General features: G+C 40.2%; 2 protein-coding genes and 1 pseudogene. All 3 read left to right on the forward strand.

Translation table 11 applies throughout. The features are described 5' to 3' along the window. Positions 1–94: 94 nt before the first annotated feature. Positions 95–364, forward strand: a pseudogene (locus tag J3482_RS21140) (cytidine/deoxycytidylate deaminase family protein); the annotation flags it as partial. Between the two features lie 104 nt (positions 365–468). Beyond that, positions 469–999, forward strand: coding sequence for a GNAT family N-acetyltransferase (locus J3482_RS19915; protein WP_146823984.1), 531 nt, complete (start codon positions 469–471; stop codon positions 997–999). Between the two features lie 54 nt (positions 1,000–1,053). Continuing rightward, positions 1,054–1,665 (forward strand): hypothetical protein, encoded by a 612-nt coding sequence (locus tag J3482_RS19920; protein WP_146823985.1) that lies wholly within the window; start codon positions 1,054–1,056, stop codon positions 1,663–1,665. Positions 1,666–2,099: the final 434 nt, after the last annotated feature.

Consider the following 2,099-nt stretch of genomic DNA (forward strand, 5'->3'; position numbering starts at 1 on the left):
TTTGGGTTACTTGAAATTTTCTCGAAGGTTGGGGTGAAGTCCTTTTTCATGCCCTCAGAACCCTTGCCCTGCGGGAGTTTATAAATCTGCAAAACGCTCTATTGAGACTGGTGCAATCCTGGAAGCTCATAAATTTAATGATAAAGTAACCCACTCTATTTGTGTGGTTCGTGACGATGAAAACTCAAGATTTAAGGTGTTGACTCCATGTGGGATTTGCCAAGAAAGGCTGCTCTATTGGGGAGAAAATGTTAAGGCTGCAGTCTTCACCAAAAATGGCGAATTGAATTATAAAACGCTAAAGGAAATTCAGCCATATCATTGGGCGATTGCATATGAAGGAGAACTCCAGAACTACCGTTAATCCCCAAATGCTCAAGTGCGTAAATCAGTGTAGTTTCCTTGGCGACTGGTTATGTGGTTAACGGCAGTTGAGCTAAGGAAATCTTCGTTTAGGGGAGGAACAATTTGATTTTTGAATCAGAAGACTTGTATATAAACCCCATTGATCACGATGATATATATGCAGTAGTCGAATTGTACAATTCAAACACGAATTTTTTGAAAAACCACATGGATACTGATGCGGTTACACCACAATGGGTGATTGATGAACTAGAATCAATGAAAAGTTTAGGGTTTTCCTCTTACAAAGCAATTGAAAAGGGAAGCAAAAAAGTCATAGGGATAATCGATTTCAAAATAGATGTGGAAACCTATCTGTCACTACTTATGGTACACAGAAATTATACCAATAGAGGGTTAGGAAAACAGATTTACATGGCATTCGAAGAATACGTCATATTAAAGAAAAGTAAGCGTATTAGATTAGATGTGGTGAATGGCTATAGCGATAAGGTGTTGAGTTTTTGGAGTGGACGCGGATTTCATAAATCTGAGGATATATCGCTAAATTGGAACGGTGTCATCTTGCCAGCAGTGACCATGATAAAAATTATTGAGTTCGGAAAGGACTCTTCTATCGCTGGGAGTTTGTAATTACGAGGATTACACCTTCTGATGTGGAATACTTATCCAAGAGGGAGAGTGTATATGAATCGTCGGAAAAGTATCGTCCGTATCATAGTTGTAGGGGTTCTGGTATTACTTGTAGCGCTTGCTGGATTTCTGGGCAAATATCATACACGCTATCGCCTTTCTGCTGAAGCCGCCGCACGAACAAATCCTGGTATAGGGGAAAGCTCCAAGTTAATTAATAAACTTCATTTCAGTTGGGGTGAAGTAGAACTATTCGATTCACAAAAGGGATATCGTAGTGCGGTGATTGAAAAAAGAGGACTTTTTTGGACAAACCCAGCAACATTTGTTGTTCCAAATGATAATTCAGACACAGTTAGGACAGTTTCACTGGTGAGTTATTCACACGTCCCAAATATCGCAGTGACTACGCTGGTGGTGCTAACGACCAGTAAGAACGTAGCATACATAGAAGCTGGGCCCATGTCTGACCGAGTTAAAAAACCGATACAAATTGGGAACCCCACAGTATTTTCATGGAACCAGATGCTGAACGCCAATGATCTTAATGCTATCGCATATTCAAAAAATGGACATGAACTCTATGAGTATGGTTATCCCAAGAACAAGAGCGGCATTAACCTAACAACCGATTTAAGGTGGTATCCTGTCGGCGTGACTCACTAGTTTATCTTTTACGATTTTCAGCTAATGATAGGTCAGTTGGAAGAAGCGATATTGAACTAACGGGGGCGAATGAGCAATAGGGAGCTGTTTTGTCTCGGTATAAACATGCAACAAAATTTGTATGAGTATTTGCATGTGATGATATTGTAGAGCAGATCACTATTTCTCAGTCCACAACTTTGTTTTCCCACGGTCATTAGATACCACGCTCTTTTCGCCAAACAGTATACAACTTTAATTTTGGGTGCTGTAGTAAACGTAGGTAGGAAACGTCCATGGTTGAAGGATCTCCGGTATACAACTATATTTTCTGTGATCAACAGCACGGGTGGATTGTTAAAGTCTCAAGTAGTGGTGTAAATTCTTCAGGAGGCTGAATCTTGACGAAAAAGCCATCGAGTGCAATCTACTAAAAGTGTGCAGCAATCAGTAGA

This window comes from Alicyclobacillus suci, from assembly GCF_017329615.1.
Lineage (GTDB): Bacteria > Bacillota > Bacilli > Alicyclobacillales > Alicyclobacillaceae > Alicyclobacillus > Alicyclobacillus suci.

Bases quoted from the DNA above. Each gene is read 5' to 3' on its own strand.
- J3482_RS19920 (WP_146823985.1), top strand. From the start codon at position 1,054: ATGAATCGTCGGAAAAGTATCGTCCGTATCATAGTTGTAGGGGTTCTG.